The 16,624-nt window shown below is 48.9% G+C and carries 10 protein-coding genes, 16 tRNA genes, 1 rRNA gene and 1 pseudogene; 2 read left to right on the top strand and 26 right to left on the bottom strand.

The genetic code is table 11. The annotated features are described in order from the left end of the window. Positions 1–38 precede the first annotated feature (38 nt). The 5 genes from ACLD72_RS06040 to ACLD72_RS06060 all read right to left on the bottom strand — a co-directional run bounded on the left by ACLD72_RS06040 (position 39) and on the right by ACLD72_RS06060 (position 7,178). The gene (locus tag ACLD72_RS06040) at positions 39–986 is read right to left on the bottom strand and encodes a carbohydrate ABC transporter permease (RefSeq protein WP_411001755.1); all 948 of its coding nucleotides are present in this window, start codon (positions 984–986) and stop codon (positions 39–41) included. A 17-nt stretch (positions 987–1,003) separates the two neighbouring features. Further along, a complete protein-coding gene (locus tag ACLD72_RS06045; protein WP_411001754.1) occupies positions 1,004–1,978 on the bottom strand; it encodes an ABC transporter permease in 975 nt (324 codons plus the stop codon). A gap of 36 nt (positions 1,979–2,014) precedes the next feature. Next, positions 2,015–3,715 (bottom strand): ABC transporter substrate-binding protein, encoded by a 1,701-nt coding sequence (locus tag ACLD72_RS06050; RefSeq protein WP_411001753.1) that lies wholly within the window; start codon positions 3,713–3,715, stop codon positions 2,015–2,017. A gap of 124 nt (positions 3,716–3,839) precedes the next feature. Then, on the bottom strand, positions 3,840–5,588 hold the full coding sequence (locus tag ACLD72_RS06055) for a sensor histidine kinase (protein ID WP_411001752.1): 1,749 nt from the start codon (positions 5,586–5,588) through the stop codon (positions 3,840–3,842). 21 nt (positions 5,589–5,609) lie between these two features. Next, positions 5,610–7,178, bottom strand: a complete 1,569-nt coding sequence (locus ACLD72_RS06060) for a response regulator (RefSeq protein WP_411001751.1) — start codon at positions 7,176–7,178, stop codon at positions 5,610–5,612. A gap of 120 nt (positions 7,179–7,298) precedes the next feature. Here ACLD72_RS06060 and ACLD72_RS06065 point away from each other — a divergent pair, with 120 nt between their 5' ends. Continuing rightward, entirely contained in the window at positions 7,299–8,441 is a 1,143-nt protein-coding gene (locus ACLD72_RS06065) for a glycosyl hydrolase family 8 (RefSeq protein WP_411001834.1), read from the top strand. A 521-nt stretch (positions 8,442–8,962) separates the two neighbouring features. Here the strand turns inward: ACLD72_RS06065 and ACLD72_RS06070 are convergent. Both ACLD72_RS06070 and ACLD72_RS06075 read right to left on the bottom strand, forming a co-directional pair. Next, positions 8,963–9,325, bottom strand: a pseudogene (locus tag ACLD72_RS06070) (aldo/keto reductase); the annotation flags it as partial. Between the two features lie 164 nt (positions 9,326–9,489). Continuing rightward, on the bottom strand, positions 9,490–10,374 hold the full coding sequence (locus ACLD72_RS06075) for a LysR family transcriptional regulator (RefSeq protein WP_458475620.1): 885 nt from the start codon (positions 10,372–10,374) through the stop codon (positions 9,490–9,492). Between the two features lie 106 nt (positions 10,375–10,480). Here ACLD72_RS06075 and ACLD72_RS06080 point away from each other — a divergent pair, with 106 nt between their 5' ends. After that, on the top strand, positions 10,481–11,431 hold the full coding sequence (locus ACLD72_RS06080) for a DMT family transporter (protein WP_411001749.1): 951 nt from the start codon (positions 10,481–10,483) through the stop codon (positions 11,429–11,431). Positions 11,432–11,905: 474 nt separating this feature from the next. Here ACLD72_RS06080 and ACLD72_RS06085 read toward each other — a convergent pair whose 3' ends face one another. The 19 genes from ACLD72_RS06085 to ACLD72_RS06175 all read right to left on the bottom strand — a co-directional run. Continuing rightward, the gene (locus ACLD72_RS06085; RefSeq protein WP_458475621.1) at positions 11,906–12,751 is read right to left on the bottom strand and encodes an alpha/beta fold hydrolase; all 846 of its coding nucleotides are present in this window, start codon (positions 12,749–12,751) and stop codon (positions 11,906–11,908) included. Between the two features lie 710 nt (positions 12,752–13,461). Continuing rightward, positions 13,462–13,653, bottom strand: a complete 192-nt coding sequence (locus ACLD72_RS06090) for a hypothetical protein (RefSeq protein WP_458475622.1) — start codon at positions 13,651–13,653, stop codon at positions 13,462–13,464. A gap of 832 nt (positions 13,654–14,485) precedes the next feature. Continuing rightward, positions 14,486–14,565 (bottom strand) — tRNA-Leu (locus ACLD72_RS06095). An 18-nt stretch (positions 14,566–14,583) separates the two neighbouring features. Further along, a tRNA-Leu gene (locus ACLD72_RS06100) sits at positions 14,584–14,669 on the bottom strand. Between the two features lie 13 nt (positions 14,670–14,682). Beyond that, positions 14,683–14,756, bottom strand: a tRNA-Cys gene (locus tag ACLD72_RS06105). A 12-nt stretch (positions 14,757–14,768) separates the two neighbouring features. After that, positions 14,769–14,843: transfer RNA gene (locus ACLD72_RS06110), tRNA-Gly, on the bottom strand. Between the two features lie 7 nt (positions 14,844–14,850). Then, positions 14,851–14,925, bottom strand: a tRNA-Gln gene (locus tag ACLD72_RS06115). 23 nt (positions 14,926–14,948) lie between these two features. After that, positions 14,949–15,024: transfer RNA gene (locus ACLD72_RS06120), tRNA-His, on the bottom strand. A 19-nt stretch (positions 15,025–15,043) separates the two neighbouring features. Beyond that, positions 15,044–15,117 (bottom strand) — tRNA-Trp (locus ACLD72_RS06125). Positions 15,118–15,130: 13 nt separating this feature from the next. Beyond that, positions 15,131–15,216 (bottom strand) — tRNA-Tyr (locus tag ACLD72_RS06130). Between the two features lie 3 nt (positions 15,217–15,219). Further along, positions 15,220–15,295, bottom strand: a tRNA-Thr gene (locus ACLD72_RS06135). A 21-nt stretch (positions 15,296–15,316) separates the two neighbouring features. Then, positions 15,317–15,392 (bottom strand) — tRNA-Phe (locus ACLD72_RS06140). Between the two features lie 17 nt (positions 15,393–15,409). Continuing rightward, positions 15,410–15,486 (bottom strand) — tRNA-Asp (locus ACLD72_RS06145). 17 nt (positions 15,487–15,503) lie between these two features. Next, positions 15,504–15,577, bottom strand: a tRNA-Met gene (locus tag ACLD72_RS06150). A gap of 16 nt (positions 15,578–15,593) precedes the next feature. Continuing rightward, a tRNA-Val gene (locus ACLD72_RS06155) sits at positions 15,594–15,669 on the bottom strand. A gap of 112 nt (positions 15,670–15,781) precedes the next feature. Continuing rightward, positions 15,782–15,853 (bottom strand) — tRNA-Glu (locus tag ACLD72_RS06160). 76 nt (positions 15,854–15,929) lie between these two features. Then, positions 15,930–16,021 (bottom strand) — tRNA-Ser (locus tag ACLD72_RS06165). Positions 16,022–16,091: 70 nt separating this feature from the next. Next, positions 16,092–16,164, bottom strand: a tRNA-Asn gene (locus ACLD72_RS06170). A gap of 73 nt (positions 16,165–16,237) precedes the next feature. Continuing rightward, positions 16,238–16,624: ribosomal RNA gene (locus ACLD72_RS06175) — 23S ribosomal RNA — on the bottom strand; the annotation flags it as partial.

Consider the following 16,624-nt stretch of genomic DNA (forward strand, 5'->3'; position numbering starts at 1 on the left):
CAAATATTTAGCTCGGCTTTTTTTCAACCCTTTCGGGATCAACCCTTAACCCCGCCAACCATCATGCCTTTGACGAAATATTTTTGCAAGAAAGGATACACCATGATAATGGGGACGGAGGCGACCATCGTCATCGTGGCGCGAACGGACAACGGTGTAACGGTGTTTTGCTGCGCTCCGCTGGCGCCCTGGATCATCCCGTCCAGGCTCGAAGTTCCCGAAGTCGTATTGGAATTTTGCAAAATTTTCTGCAGTTCATACTGCAGTGTGCTTAATTCAATGTGCGAAGAATTGTACAAAAACACGTCAAACCAGGAGTTCCACTGAAAGACGCCCGAGAACAAGGCCACCGTAGCCAAAACCGGCGTCGTCAACGGCAATACGATGCTGAAAAAAGTTCTGTAATCGCCCGCTCCGTCAATCCGTCCCGATTCCAGAATGCTCTCGGGGAGGTTCTCAATAAAGGAACGGATGATGATCAGGTTGAACACGCCGATTAATCCGGGCAGGATGTATACCCAGAAGTTGCCCACGAGTTGCAAATCCCTCATCAGCAAATAGTTGGGGATCAACCCGCCGTTAAAATACATGGTTAAAATAAAGGCGATCGTAATAAATTTGCGGAGCACGAAATCCTGCCTGCTGATCGAATAAGCCACCATGGCGGAGCAAAACACCGTAGCCACCGTACCGATGATCGTACGCAATATCGAGACGAGCGTGGCGTGAAATATCGTGGCTTCCCTGAAAATATATTTGTAATTTTCCAGCGTCCAGATCCTCGGAAGCAAATAAATCCCGCCTTTGAGCGAATCTTGAGCGCTGTTTAGCGACACGGCCAGAACATTCATAAACGGATATAGCGTCACGGCCATCAATAGAACCATAAAAATGTAATTGCACATATCAAAAATACGGTCACCGCCGGAAGATTTGATTCGCGGATTCTTAACCCTTCTTGCAGCGCTTGCGGATCTTTGATCCATTGGCTTTGCCTCCTTCTCTAGAAAAGCCTGGCTTCGCCCGCCCGTTTCGCGATATGGTTCGCGAAGAACAGCAAGATGAAGCTGACCACCGTCTTGAACATGCCGGCCGCGATGGATAGCGAGAAGTTGCTTTGGGCGATGCCGTATTTCAATACGAATATGTCAATGTTCTCGGAATAATCCACGTTCATGCCGTTACCCAGCAAATATTGGGGCTCGAATCCCGATTCCAGCAAATAGCCGATATTCATAATTAATAGGACGACAACGACGGATTTAATGCCCGGCAATGTAATATAGATCATCCGTTTAAACCTGCTGGCGCCGTCGATTTCGGCGGCTTCGTATTGCGCCGGATCAATCGTCGTTATCGCGGCCAAATACACGATCGTGTTCCAGCCGATATCTTTCCAGACGGAGCCGGCTCCAAATATTCCCCAAAAGTATTCGGGAATCCCCAGAAATAATATTTCGTTCCCCTTATCAACCAATCCCGTCCAGATCAACAGCTGGTTGATGATTCCGTCGGGCGCGAGCGTCGTTTGAATGATGCTTGCGGCCACCACCCAAGAAATGAAATGGGGCAAATAACTGACCGTTTGCACCACTCGCTTAAATGCTACGTTCCGAAGTTCATTGAGCAGCAATGCCAGCGTAATCGCCGTCACAAAGCCGAGAATCAAGTTGATGGAACTCATGGCCAGCGTATTTCGCAATACGCGCAAAAACCGCTCGTCTCCAAACAAAAATTTGAAATGTTGAAATCCGACCCAAGTTTGATCCAAATACCCGCGCGCCGGTTTATAATCCTGGAAAGCAATCGTCCAGCCCCATAAAGGAACATATTTGAAAATGACCAGCCAAATGAAAAAAGGGATGGACATCACGGCCAAGGCGCGCTGCTTTACTAATTTTTTGCAGAACGGCCCGATCCCTTTCGGCTTTTTATATGTCTCCGGCCCGGACGCGGCCAGCACCGAATCGTTCCCCATACTATTCTCTCCTTCCCGGCCTTCCGGTAGAATCGATTATTTACCGCCGGTAACGATTTTGACTTTCTCCTGCGCTTGCTCCGTCGTCCACTTTTCATAGCCGGCCGTGTCAAGCTTGCCGAATTCGTTCAAGTATTCGTTCCATAACGATTCGAACTTATCCGGCGTTGCAAGCACGAGTTTCGGGAAGTATTTCTTGGTCAATTCATCCTTGGCCGTTTCCCACAGCTGCTCTGGCGAATTTTGTTCCTTGGCGAATCCCCAGGCAGGATACCAAGGGCGGAACTTCGGGGTCGCGAACATTTGGCTGTAAGTTTGCACGCCGTATTTGTCCAGAATGTCCTTATCCGCCTGCGTCAAGCTCATTTGGAATACTTCGGGCTGGTAAGCCACGCTTTTGGCATTCCCGCTCGCGAGCGTGGAATTGGCGTTGTACATCGGCCAGTTCCAATTGTAATATTTAAAGCCGAACTTCTCGTTAAAAGCTTCGTCGATCATGTTGATCTGTTCCTGTGTCCGGTAAAAGCGGCCTTGTTCGTTAACTTCATAGGTTTCGCCTTTGATGCCCCAAGACAACAGGGTTTGGTTATCTTCCGTCAGCATATTGTCGAAATATTGGATGATTCTTACCGGGTCCTTCGCGCTGACCGTAATGCCGATGCCGCGGTTCGTTGCCAATCCGCCTTCGGCGTCGACATACGCATCCGGCGTGTTCTCGTCAAAGGTAACGGGAAGCGGGAAGTAGTTGTAAGCATCCTGGGCGGGGTCCTTGCGCGCCGCGTCCTTCAGGACATTGAGCGCATTTCCCACCTGCCAGCGGTAATCAAAAAAGCCCAGCACTTTATGGGAGGTTAATTTGGCGATATATTGATCGTAATTGTCCACGAAAGAAGCCTTGTCGAACAGACCTTCCGCATTTAACTCGTTCAGCGTCTTCAGCCATCTTTTCGTCGCCTCGGAAGCCGCGTATGTTTGGGCTTCAAAGGTTTCCGGATCGACGATGACTTCGCCGTCGTTCGGGTAACCCATGAGGTGCATCGGCGGATTGGATGTCGCAAAAAATCTCCAGTCATGCGTGAGGGTGATCATGCCCGTCAAATCTTCATCCTTATGCTTCTCGGCATAGTTTCTGATCAGTTCAATATATTGATCCAGCGTGTTGACTTTCGGATAACCGGCCTCGGCCAAGACGCGGCGCTGAATCCAAAATGCGGCTCCGGGCTCCGGGTCCGGAACGAAGTCGCCGACCTGCACGGCGATCGGAAGGAAATAAAGCTTGCCGTCTTCAGCTCTCAGCTGGTCAAAATATGGACCGAATACCCGTTTGATATTCGGGCCGTGCTCCTCGATCAAATCGTCAAGCGGGATAAATACGCCTGCGTTCAATACGCTTTCCATCGCCGCATCCGGAATCAGCACTTCCGGATACTCGTTCGCGGCGATCATCGTACCGATTTTCGTATTCAGGTCGCCGACCAGAAACTCCAGTTTGAAATTGACTCCCGTTTGGTCTTCCAGTATTTTTCCAAGGGTGGTCTCGTTTGTATTCCGGTCCTTGGATCCGGCTACGCCATTAAAGATCGTAAAGGTGACCTTGTCCTGCTTGTTGCTTTCTTCCGGGTTGTTGCCTGTCTCGCCTACGGCTTTATGGTTGTTTTTACCGCCGGAACAAGCGGAGCTTACAGACAACAGCAATGCCGCGACCAAAAAGAGAACCCAAAATTTCTTTTTTGTCAAAACCGATCTGCCCCTTTCGTTTGTAGAGTGGTATTTACAGGAACAGTATAAAATCGTTTTCAATTTTGGGTTACCCGGAGAACTATAGAGCTTCCTGCAAAAATTTCAGTATTTGTTTCGGCGGTCAACTCTTTTCGTTCGGGATTGCGAGCATGACGCAGGTCCCTTCTCCCGGGCGGCTGTTCAGCGAAAAACGGATCTTCTCCCCGTAGATTATTTTCGTGCGGTATATCGCGTTTTGAACACCAATGCGTTCCCCCATGGTTTCCTCGGCCTCCAGGTAACGGTACAACTTGTTGACCGTTTCATCGTCCATGCCGATCCCGTTGTCTCTGACGGTAAAAGTCAGTTCATCTTCCGTAGCGTCGATTCGAATCTCAATCATCCCTCCATGTTTCAGCGGCTCGATGCCGTGGATACAGGCATTCTCGACGAAAGGAAGGAACGCCATTTTCGGCACCAGGCATTCATACGCTTCCGGCGCGACGGCGATCCGGCAGTCCAGCTTGTCCTCGAAGCGATATTTCTGAATGTCCAAAAAGCATAAAATAAACTCCAGCTCTTCCTTCACCGAAACCCGGTCTTTGTTCCAGGTCAAGGAGCCTCGGAAGAATTTGGCCATGCTATGGATGATCTTCGCGGTATCGCGCTCTTTTTTCAGCAAGCTTCTCATCCGGATCGTTTCCAGGGCATTGAACAGAAAATGGGGATTCATTTGGCTTTGCAATGCATTCAACTGCGCCTTCCGGCGCTCCAGCTCCAACGATTTCTTTTGGATTTCCGCCAGGTACACGTCATGGATCAAGCTTTTGATCTGCAGGATCATCCGGTTGAATTCCAGCGTCAATTGACCGATCTCGTCCTTATAAGCCTCGCCCTGAATCGGTTCAAAACTTTGGCTTTTTACTTTTTTCATCTGCTTCAGGATTTGGATGATGCGCAGGTTAATCGACCGGGTGATGATAAGAATAATTATGGTCGGAATGATCATCATCACACAGCCGGACCATAAAATAAAATCACGCGAATCGCGGACTTCCTTAACGATTTCGCCTTCGCTGACGATGCCGGCGATCTTCCATCCTTCCAGATAGCTGACACCCCGGTATTCCTTCACGAACCGGATCGTTTTGTCCGATCCGAGCGAGGCGAACGGGGTTTCATTCCCGCCCTGCCAGTCAATTCTCCCGTTTGTTGTGTACTCGATCCCGCCGCCCGGATTGATCAGATACATATCCCCCTGCACGTTTAAGTTCGAAAACAGGGACACCAGATCGATCGTTTTAAAATCGATTTTGAGCAGCTTTTCCTTTGACATCCGATTCGCAAAATAGTCCAGACGCCGGATCAGCGAGAAACTGGCGAAATGCCCGTCATCCGTTTCCGTGCGCACAAACACGGGTTGGGAACGATACCTGTCCGCCGCCATGCGATACCAATCCTCCGACCTGATTTCATCCGACAGGTAGCCGATGTTTCCGGAATTCAGCAGCGTCGGGTTGTTTACGTAAATCATCATGTTCTGGAGATAGAGGGAAGCGGGGTGATAACTGTTTAGCACCCGTCTCAAATAATCGTCATAAGCTTCGACGTAATCTTCCGTATTGGCAAAATTCCGCTCCAGAATTTCATTGGTCTTGAGGTCGGCGTAAAAAAATGAGGACAATCCCACCGCATCGTCAACCTGGGAGCGGAATTCGTTTTTGATTTGCTCCACCGCCAGGTCGATATCCTTGACTCTCCCCTCCCTGACATTATTCGAGATGAGATTATAAAAAATAGCGTTGGTCACGATCATCGGCGTAAAGATGCAAAGAAAATAGACCAGCAGCATTTTGTTCCTTAGCCGGGTATTATGAAGCAGTCGGTTCATCGCGCGCCGCCCCTTCCGCTATCAATTGCTCATGCGATTGCGGTATTCCGTAGGAGTCATCTTCTCGACCTTCTCGAATTGGGAGACAAAATACTCGGCGCTATTGAAACCGACTCGCTCGGCGATTTCATAAACGCGCATATCTTTTTGCCTCATCAGTTTCTTGGCCTCTTCGATCCGCAGCAGCAACAAATACTCGTTAAAATAAACGCCATAATGCTTCTTAAACAATTGCCCGATGTACGCGGGGTTCATGAAGAACTGCGCCGCAAGGCTTTTTAAGCTCAAATTTTGCTGGAAGTGCTGGTCCACGTACGATTTAATTTTGTGAATTCCGCTCTTGCCGCTGGAATTATAAAGCTGTTTGACGAATTCCGCGGATTCGGACGCGAATTCGCCAAATAATCCGCGCAATTCTTCCAATGTGAGATTATAATCGTGCCAGCCCAGAATCGCCTCGATCAGGCCGAGTTCCTTCTCGTCACCTTCCACGCTTCTGACGGAGTGCACGATGCCCAGAACACATTGCATGATCGATGTTTTGATCGCTTCGATGGAGAAGTTCCGTTCCAGAAAATCCGCAAAGATGCGGTCGATGGCGCTTCGAATGCCGTCCCTGTCCGACGCTTCGACCGCTTCGATCAAAGCATGGATCGACGGTTCGCGAAGATGCAAATAGTTCAGTTCCGTGCCGGCGATGTCCGAGTATAGCAGCGCGTGGGTGTTGTGACGGATCCATTTGTGCTGCATCGTTTCCTTCGCGCTGATATAGGAGAACTTCAACCGGTTTAAGGACTCGACGGATTGGCCGGCATAGATTCGCAGCTCCAAGGCGAAAGCATCCTTCAGCCGCCGAAGCACGGACCTCATAAAAGGACGGATATCTCCGCCAAAAGGGGTGAGGTACGTATCCGGCACAATAAAGCCGTATGTGCGGCGATGCTCATACACGATCGGCGGCGAAGCGGCAGTGCCGAGTTCTTGCACCGTTTCCCGGATGGCTTCCATTAGCCGGTCTCTTGCCGGGGAAACCGCATTTTTCCAAGGTACGACATTGTTAACCTCCAGCAATACGTAAGAAAACGCTTTCGCATCAGCGAAAAACGAAACCTGGGCCCACTCATCCAACGCCGTCTCGTCGATCTCGTCCCGCAACAGGGTTTCGATCAGTTTTTCGCCCATCTGCCTGCGGTTTTGATCCCGCAACCGTTGTTTTGCCGGCAGCTTGTCTCTAAGCTTGGCCAACGCTTGCTGAATATCGTCCGGATCGATGGGCTTCAGCACATAATCCTGCACGCCGAACCGCACCGCCTGCTGGGCGTAGCGGAAATCGTTATGGCCGCTGATGATGACGAATTCCGTTTCCAACTGCAGCTTGCTGGCGGCCTCGATCAATTCGAGTCCATCCAGCACCGGCATACGGATGTCGGTCACGACCAGATCCGGCTTTTTCGCCTGAATGATCGCCAGGGCGTCTTCTCCATTGTCGGACTCATCAATCACTTTAAAGCCACTGCTTTCCCAATCGATCATTTCGATTAAGCCTTTCCGGACAAACAGCTCATCGTCCACAATGATGACGGAATACATTTCAGTTCCCTCCTTTATGAAGAGTTATACTTACTATACTTTTTCGAGAAAACGCTTTAATTTATTTACCTCCTATTGTGCTATAATATAGCAAAAATAGAAAATATGGAGGATTTTTCTATGCCGATTATCCAACAAGGCGCTTTTTATACGAAAGAATACAGGAACCTGTTCAAGGAGCTCGGCTATCCCGAAGCGGACATCGACGCTAGGCTCGAACGGACATGGGCCGATTTGTTTTATGGAGATCCGGATGTGCGGATCTATTATCCGCTGGGCGACGATAAAGGCTATATTCTCGATACCGGCAATCTGGACATTCGGACGGAAGGGATGTCCTACGGGATGATGATGGCCGTGCAAATGAACAAAAAAGAAGAGTTTGACCGGTTGTGGAACTTCTCGAAGACGTTTATGCAGCATAGAGAAGGCCGTTACGCCCATTACTTTGCCTGGCATTGCAAGCCTGACGGTACCCGCATCTCCCAGGGGCCCGCGCCGGACGGGGAAGAATATTTCGCAATGGCCCTGTTTTTCGCCGCAAGCCGTTGGGGGGACGGGCCGGAACCCTATAACTATTCCGAGCAGGCACGAACGATTTTACGCGCATGCGTGCATCAGGGCGAAGCCGGCGACGGCGACCCGATGTGGGACCCGGAAACGAAATTAATCAAATTCGTACCGGAATCCCCTTTCAGCGATCCGTCTTACCATCTGCCGCATTTTTACGATTTGTTCGCCCTTCGGGCCGACGAGCGGGACAGCGCGTTTTGGAAGCAAGCGGCGGATGCCAGCCGCGCCTACCTTCACGCCGCATGCCACCCGGAAACCGGTCTTGCCCCCGAATACGCGAATTTTGACGGAACCCCGGCAGAGCCCCAGCCGCATGGCGATTTCCGCCATTTCTTCAGCGACGCTTACCGGGTTGCCGCCAATATCGGGCTGGATTGGGCATGGTTCCAAAAAGATTCCTGGCAGGTCGGGCAATCCAACCGGATTCAAAGCTTTTTCCGGAACATTGAGGTTTCCGACTACCGCCGGTATACCATAGACGGACAACCCTTCGACGAACTGGCGCTGCACCCGATAGGATTGCTGGCGACCAACGCGATGGCTTCGCTCTCCGCCAATGGCCCGGAAGCGAGTCATTTTGTCCGTTTGCTTTGGAATACGCCTTTGCGCACCGGTCAACGGCGTTATTACGACAACTGCCTGTACTTTTTTAGCATGCTGGCTTTAAGCGGAAATTATCGGATTTACTGACGGGCCAGTTTGTAGATTACTCGTTAGACCGTTGGATGGAGTAACTTCGGTTCCTACTCGTAGAAACCTTCCAGCATTCTTGTGAATTTCTTGGGCTGGTCTCGCCTTTTCCAGTTTTGGTGGAATATTTATGCAGATGCTTTAGGGGATCGAATCAGGAATGAATGAAGAAATGAGGGAATGAGGTAATAACTTCTACTTTGGAGTGATTGAAGGGATGGGTGTGGAGGCTCCCTCCATGCCATTTCCTCTTGGGTACTACTCCGCCCCCTCCCCTTTCTCATGAAAGGAAGCACCAAGGACTTTGGATCTTCCCAAACTTTGGAAGCTGCTCTAACGGACACCAGCGACCTTATCCGCCCATTTCCCAAGTATTTCCCAGCCTAAAGGACACCAACGACCCTATTTCGCTCTAAACCCGTTCATCTAGACCGATTTGAGCTAAATAAGGTCTTCTGTGTCCGTTTACATTTTGCAAACCTTCATTTTTACGCAGATAACGGCTCTGGTGTCCCTTAGCCATCAGAATTCTCTAAACGCAGGAGGCTCTCTTCCACAGCTTGTTTCAGGAAACTTGGCGAGTTATCAAACACATGGTTTTGTTCTTTTTCATCCGTATATTTATGTGCCGCTTTTGTAGCAATTATAACATTTTCTCGATTAAACTCTTTAACCACTTCCCCAATAATTTCCTCAGAACGTCTCGGGCCATAATTAAAAGCTGTGTCTAGCATAGTAATTCCTGATTCTAATGCAGTTCGAACGATACTCCCCCCTTCCTCATCACTTACGTTTGGAAAGTTATTGCGACCTCCGACGGCATTAGCTCCTAATCCAATGGGATCATGAGTTTTAGACCAAAACAGTTTTTTAGAAAGTATCATTATTCGCTTTGATGAAGATTGAATTAATGTAAAATACGGTTCTTTGATGATGTTGAATCAATCACTTTCACTTTCTTAATAAAGAGTGCACTACCCCAGGTACCTGCTCTATCTTCCCTTTATCAACCTGTGCCTCATCTTTTACAAATCAAACCCGCCAATAACTATCCATGCTTTGAGCCATAATCGGCCCCCAACCCAGCCAGAATTTCATGAACTGCCATGGCTGCGGGGGTCAATTCTTCAAAAGAATGAACAATGATTCCAATCTGCTGGCAAATGGCCGGGAAGATCGGTTTAACGATCAGATTGTGTCGGAGCGTGGATTGAGAGATGCGACTAATGATTCCGATACCCAAACCATGCTGAACCATGTTCACAAGCGTTTCCGCAGATTGCACAATCAAATGGCTAGTAATTTCCTTATACCGATCTGCGAGCAAATTGGATAATGTCCCTTCATATCCACTTCGGCAAAAAATCAGTTCCTCCTGATGCTTCATCAGATCAATTTTCTCAGAAGAAACGAGTGGGTGTGTCTGCGGCAGCACCGCCACCATATCGTCTTCATACAGCAATTGACAATCAAAAGAGTCAAACGGCGCCAATACAATGCCGATTTCCACCGCTCGCTCTTCCACCCAAGTTTTGATCTCGTTTGACGATCCTTCCGCAAGCTGAATACGGAGGGAATCATACCTGGATTTGAGCCGTGACATTGCCGAAGGCATCAAATAGCTGGACATCGAGGGAAGCGCGCCAACTTTTACATTGCAATCCACAAGGCTATTTTCTCGGTTGGCGATTTGACGAATCTTTTCTTCAATCATGATCAGTTGCCGTGCCAGAATCAAAATCTCCTTGCCCGTTTCGGACAACATTAATCCGTTTCGTTTATCCCGCCAGAACAATCGGAGATTCAGTTGGCTCTCCAGGCTTTTAATGGCTTTACTAACTGCCGGCTGGGTAATGTAAAGTGCTCTCGCTGCCTCCGTAATATTCATTTTTTCTGCCACGACAGTAAAAATGTGCAAATTGTGAAAGTTCATAACCTTTTGTTTATACCCCCTCATATAAAAATTCATTTTAGTTATTATCCTTTGTGCCTTATTATATAACTCAGTCAAAAGAAAATAAACAGAGGGAGGTCAAACAATGCCGTACAAAAAAATCATTTTCTACCTTCTCGTGGCCAGCTTATTGATCAGTTCACTGGAAATCACTTTAAAAATAGCGGGAAATACGTTTCATCCGGTACAGCTTACGTTTCTCCGTTTCATCATCGGCGGATTGGCGTTACTGATTCCATCCCTGATCTCCATGCGCAAGAAAAACATCAAACCAGCCCTGAAAGACTGGATGTTGCTCGCGCTTAATGGGTTTGTGGTGGTCACGATCAGCATGATTTTGTTCCAGTTGGCGGTAGACCATGCCAAGGCATCCACTGTCGCGGTAATATTTAGCTGCAGTCCCGTATTTACATTGCTGTTTTCTTATCTGTTTTTAAAAGAAAAGCTGTCCAGGCTGACCTTGCTTTCGGTCGTTCTCTCCATTGCAGGGCTGCTCGTCATCGTCAACCCCGCCAATCTGAACGAACCGCTTGGCATGACGTTCGCGCTGCTGAGCGCCGTTGCCTTTTCCGTCTACAGCATGATCTCTCGCCTGGTGATCACACGTACTGGACTAAGCGGACTTTCAGTTACCGGTTTTACACTCCTGATCGGCAGCTTGGAATTGCTTGGACTGATGCTACTTACTCATTTTCAGTCTCTTGCGGCCACTCTCTCCAGTGTTCCCGGTTTGGATACATTCGATCATATCCCTGTATGGTCGGGAATCGCTTGGGAGAACGTGCCTCTCCTGCTGCTTGCCGGTATAGGAAACAGCGCCGCTGCGTTTGCGATTTACTTCTTGATTATGGAGTTATCGAACGTATCCATGGCTTCTATTCCTTTTTTTATAAAACCGGGTCTCGCTCCGCTATTATCGTTCCTGATTCTATCAGAAAAATTAACTGTGCATTTGATCATTGGCACCGTAATTATACTCGCGGGATCACTACTTACCATTTACAGTAATTGGTCTCGAAGCAACAGGCGGGTGTGAAGTGTTTCTTACGAAGGGCTTCTTGCGACAATAATCTTTTCCACTAACTCAACACCTAATTCAGCTTAGCAAACCCAATGTCCAAGTGAAAGCAGCCTGCTGTTTGTTATTAATATTCTGCAAGCCTCTTTTGCACCCAGTGATATTCAAACATCAAAGAGTCATAGCTTTAACGACGATAGTTTTCGCAAGACATATTGAATGATTTTGGCCGAAGCATTATTTAATGCCCAAACAAAACTAAACAGCTGCTCGCCGGGAAAATCGATTACAGCAGCTGCAAGAAGAAATCCGTAATGCTGGAGGTTAGAGTGAAAATGTTGCATAACGGCATCTAGGGCAGCATCTTGGCCAATCGTTTCCGAGAGGTCCTTCTCTACTTTTTCCTTAGTCTCCCGAGTAGATTCAAAGCCGCTGCGTCCCGGAAATCGGCTGCGGGTATGATCGACATCAGTGTGAGAGGCCAGAAACGGCTCAACTCGTATACTTTTGCTTTTCGAGATGCCCTATCAGGGCTGCAAGAACCTCATCAGGCCGCTCTTCAACAAGAAAATGGCCTGCCTCAACTGCTTGACCAGTGACCTGCGGAAACCATGCTCGCCAAGCGTCAAGAGGGTTGAGGTGATGAGCCACGACACCTCTGCTCCCCCATAGAACGAGGCAAGGTATATGACTTACCCGACCTATATCAGCGCGATCATGGTCAAGATCGGTCGTTGCAGCAGCCAAATAGTCACCGCACCACGCCGCGACGACTTCCGGGTTGCGTGCAGCTCTCTCGTATTCAGCCAAAGCCTCGGGTGCGAATATTTTGAGTGCGCCTGACAGTCCCACCAGCGCGGAATGCAGAAACATCACTGGGTCTTTGCTGATAAGACGCTGTGGCATTTCGCCTGGCTGCGATAGGAAGAGCCAATGATAATATCGTCGAGCGAGCCAATCATCCATTGTACGCCAGACGTCCAACGTTGGAAGTATATCAAGCAATGCAACTGTCCGCACCGCATCGGGATGGTCAAGAACCATTCGATGAACCGTTCGGGCACCCCGATCATGCGATACGACGTGAAAGGCGGTGTGGCCTAGATGCCGCATCAGCAAAATCTGGTCCATTGCCATAGCCCGAAAGGTAAAGTCACCGCCGTGGACAACTGAATCCCCGTAACCCCGAAGGTCGGTTACGACAACCCTATAAGATTTCGCAAGCCGCTCGGCTATGACATGCCACATCACATGAGTTTGCGGGTAGACCGCTGTCGAACGCATCGTCGCAAACCATGGCCGCCCAACCTTATCCCCCAGACCGAGAAGGAGCCCCATCCAAAGACTATCCGTCGTGCCTGCTCGCGCGCACCTCTTACTTACGATTATGCGTCCATAATAATTTTATTATTACTCCGATGTAGCAATGGTCAAGTGACCCGCTTGTCACATCAACCGGCGTTGTCAGTTACGAGGTATGGCCGAACGGACAAGTATGTTCCTCTCATTTCCCCTAAAGATTACAAGCTTACGGAAACGCAAAACGTACTGGACGAGATATCAAGAGTCGGTTAAAAACTTAATCGCTGCTTTATATGATGACAATATTGCAGAGTTGAAGCAATGGATTTCAGGAAAGTAGGCGTTGTTTATGGATAAACTCCTGGAACTGCTCGTTTCCCTTTCCGTTGCGCGAAGTACCGTTGTAGTCTGCATATTCCTGTTGCGGCTTATTTCAACCAAACGTCTTCCCCACGAAAAGGCGATGTGGATTGGAAAAACGGGTTCAAAACCGAGATAAGTGCTTGACAAAATAAATTATGATAGCGTTCGTGTCCTGGTATCTCTGCGTGCTGCTTTGCACGATTATCCCTTTTGTACAGGGGGGAGAGGGGGACTTATCACGGTCCTTTCATTTTTCCCGGTGCCTTGCCCCATTCCTCCCGTCAGGTCTGCTTCACTTCGCCTAAACCTCCTTCCACAAACCTGCCTACCGATCTCGAAGATGTTCTCCCAAACATATTTTCTTTTTCTGATTTTATGTTTCTCTATGCTTCCAGATCAAACGGGATAATCGTGCAAAGCGTCCGGACAGCGGATGTTGAACTGCCGACCAACCCACCGGCCTTCCGATATTTCTTACCATGATCGGTTACCGGCTTGACTGTCAAGCGCTGATTATTAGGTTGAGCCGAAAAATGGCCGTAGGTTTTATCTTTTGCCCATATCAGCTTTGTCATTCTTCGTTCAGAAGCAAACGACAGCAGTCCCTTTGTCCGGATTACCTTCAAGCCTACAACAAACACAGCACGGCTTACCCACAGGGGCTATTCCGGAACTAAATCATTCTGCTGATACAGCACTCTTCTTGCTAATTGTGGGGAACAGGAGTTTTTGCCAAATGGCAGGTGTATTGCTATTGGAAGTTTATAAGAAAATTACAGAAAACCCGTTCACCGGTACCAGAGAATAGCTATGTTCAAAAGCCCATGGGTCATACATCGGCTTGTTATCTATGATATATTTAAAGTGTCAATGGAGAGGGATCGGTGCTGTGACCAAGGAGGTATTGAAACATGGTTGCAGGCCACCTTCAGGAGAAAAAAGGTCATTTTTAAGTGGTAGGACTAAAATGGTCCGCCATTGATCTAGTCAATAAGACCATCACAACCAAGCATACCGTCACGTCTGGTTCTCTGGATGGGAAGCTGAGTGAGAAGGATAGAACAAAGAACAAGGCTAGTCTCCGTACGCTGCCCCTTGTAGATGCTTTCTATGACCTTCTGGTGCAAATGAAGGAGCAACAAGAAACAAACCAGCAACTCTGCAAGGATTCCTACTGTCACGATTACATCGGTTATATTTATGTGGATGCTATGGGAGAGCGAATCAAACCTAACTACATCACCTAACATTTTGCCCTTGTGCTGAAGAAGAATGGCATCAGCAAATATTTATTCTCACTTGGAGTACAGTTCCAAAGTTTCTTCAGCCAATACAATGAATGCAGTCATCAAAATATAAAAAAAGCCCATTAGATATAACATCTAATGAACTGTTAAAGTTAAAGTATGCCGGTGAAGGGACTCGAACCCCCACGGTTTCCCTCACGATTTTGAGTCGCGCGCGTCTGCCAATTCCGCCACACCGGCAAATATGAAAATATACAGTGCGGAAGACCAGACTTGAACTGGTACGGTAGTCACCTACCGCAGGATTTTAAGTCCTGTGCGTCTGCCGATTCCGCCACTCCCGCAGGTTAAAACTAATGGAGGCGCCACCCAGATTCGAACTGGGGATAGAGCTTTTGCAGAGCTGTGCCTTACCACTTGGCTATGGCGCCACATTATAAAAATGGAGCGGACGACGGGAATCGAACCCGCGACCCTCGCCTTGGCAAGGCGATGCTCTACCGCTGAGCCACGTCCGCTAATAAATGGCTGGGGATATAGGATTCGAACCTATGGATGACGGAGTCAAAGTCCGTTGCCTTACCGCTTGGCTAATCCCCAAAATTTAATTATTGAGATAAAAATGGGGCGATCGATGGGACTTGAACCCACGAATGCCGGAGCCACAATCCGGTGCGTTAACCCCTTCGCCACGACCGCCATATGCAATTTTGAAGACTGGCAGGGGCAGCAGGAATTGAACCCACACTAACGGTTTTGGAGACCGCTGTTCTACCTTTAAACTATGCCCCTATTTAGGTAAAACTGGTGGAGGCTGATGGATTCGAACCACCGAACTCGTCAGAGAACAGATTTACAGTCTGCTGCGTTTGGCCACTTCGCTAAGCCTCCACGTGGTGCCGGCGAGAGGACTTGAACCCCCAACCTACTGATTACAAGTCAGTTGCTCTACCAATTGAGCTACACCGGCTTTCAATTTTCGTTTTTTCAATGGTGGCTCGGGACGGAATCGAACCGCCGACACGAGGATTTTCAGTCCTCTGCTCTACCGACTGAGCTACCGAGCCTTGTATTTGAATTATAATGGCGGAGCCGACGGGATTCGAACCCGCGGTCTCCTGCGTGACAGGCAGGCATGTTAGGCCTCTACACCACGGCTCCACACTAAAGTAATTCAATTGCGGGGGCAGGATTTGAACCTGCGGCCTTCGGGTTATGAGCCCGACGAGCTACCGGGCTGCTCCACCCCGCGTCGTTAATATACAATATGGTGGAGGCTGAGGGGATCGAACCCCCGACCCTCTGCTTGTAAGGCAGATGCTCTCCCAGCTGAGCTAAGCCTCCATGGAAAAGACAAATCTTATTGTACCATATAATACATCATCAAATCAAGTGTTTTTGCAAATAAATCTTTCTCAAGGATTCTTATCCCCACTTGAAGCATATAAGAAAGCAATGACCCGTAGGGGATTCGAACCCCTGTTACCTCCGTGAAAGGGAGGTGTCTTAACCCCTTGACCAACGGGCCGCACTATTTATGCTCGGGTCCCCGAAAAGCAATCGGAAACTCCATCGTAGACAATACTTCACTTTTGGGAGTATTGTGGCGGAGAGAGAGGGATTCGAACCCTCGAGACGCTTGTGACGCCTACACGATTTCCAATCGTGCTCCTTCGGCCAACTCGGACACCTCTCCACGTGTTTTGGGGCCCCCAGAAAGCAAACGATATGCTGCGAAGCAATCCGTCACTTTCTGAGGGCTTTGACTCCCCGAACAGGACTCGAACCTGTGACAACTCGATTAACAGTCGAGTGCTCTACCGACTGAGCTATCAGGGAACATTAATTAAGTTTTCAAGGTGTTAATCCTTGAAAACTGGATACGAAACGAATTTGTGTTTTAGATGTTCATGTGGATAAGCCCTCGACCGATTAGTACCTGTCAGCTCCATGCATTGCTGCACTTCCACCTCAGGCCTATCAACCTCGTCGTCTTCAAGGGGTCTTACTAGTTGGGAAATCTCATCTTGAGGGGGGCTTCACGCTTAGATGCTTTCAGCGCTTATCCCGTCCGCACTTAGCTACCCAGCTGTGCTCCTGGCGGAACAACTGGTGCACCAGCGGTGCGTCCATCCCGGTCCTCTCGTACTAAGGACAGCTCCTCTCAAATTTCCTGCGCCCACGACAGATAGGGACCGAACTGTCTCACGACGTTCTGAACCCAGCTCGCGTACCGCTTTAATGGGCGAACAGCCCAACCCTTGGGACCTACTTCAGCCCCAGGATGCGATGAGCCGAC

It is taken from the genome of Paenibacillus lacisediminis (assembly GCF_046567315.2).

Excerpts from the sequence above, each read along its gene's own strand:
- ACLD72_RS06040 (WP_411001755.1), bottom strand. The coding sequence starts at position 986 with ATGGATCAAAGATCCGCAAGCGCTGCAAGAAGGGTTAAGAATCCGCGA.
- ACLD72_RS06045 (WP_411001754.1), bottom strand. The coding sequence starts at position 1,978 with ATGGGGAACGATTCGGTGCTGGCCGCGTCCGGGCCGGAGACATATAAA.
- ACLD72_RS06055 (WP_411001752.1), bottom strand. The coding sequence starts at position 5,588 with ATGAACCGACTGCTTCATAATACCCGGCTAAGGAACAAAATGCTGCTG.
- ACLD72_RS06060 (WP_411001751.1), bottom strand. The coding sequence starts at position 7,178 with ATGTATTCCGTCATCATTGTGGACGATGAGCTGTTTGTCCGGAAAGGC.
- ACLD72_RS06065 (WP_411001834.1), top strand. The coding sequence starts at position 7,299 with ATGCCGATTATCCAACAAGGCGCTTTTTATACGAAAGAATACAGGAAC.
- ACLD72_RS06075 (WP_458475620.1), bottom strand. The coding sequence starts at position 10,374 with ATGAACTTTCACAATTTGCACATTTTTACTGTCGTGGCAGAAAAAATG.
- ACLD72_RS06080 (WP_411001749.1), top strand. The coding sequence starts at position 10,481 with ATGCCGTACAAAAAAATCATTTTCTACCTTCTCGTGGCCAGCTTATTG.
- ACLD72_RS06085 (WP_458475621.1), bottom strand. The coding sequence starts at position 12,751 with ATGGGGCTCCTTCTCGGTCTGGGGGATAAGGTTGGGCGGCCATGGTTT.
- ACLD72_RS06090 (WP_458475622.1), bottom strand. The coding sequence starts at position 13,653 with ATGACAAAGCTGATATGGGCAAAAGATAAAACCTACGGCCATTTTTCG.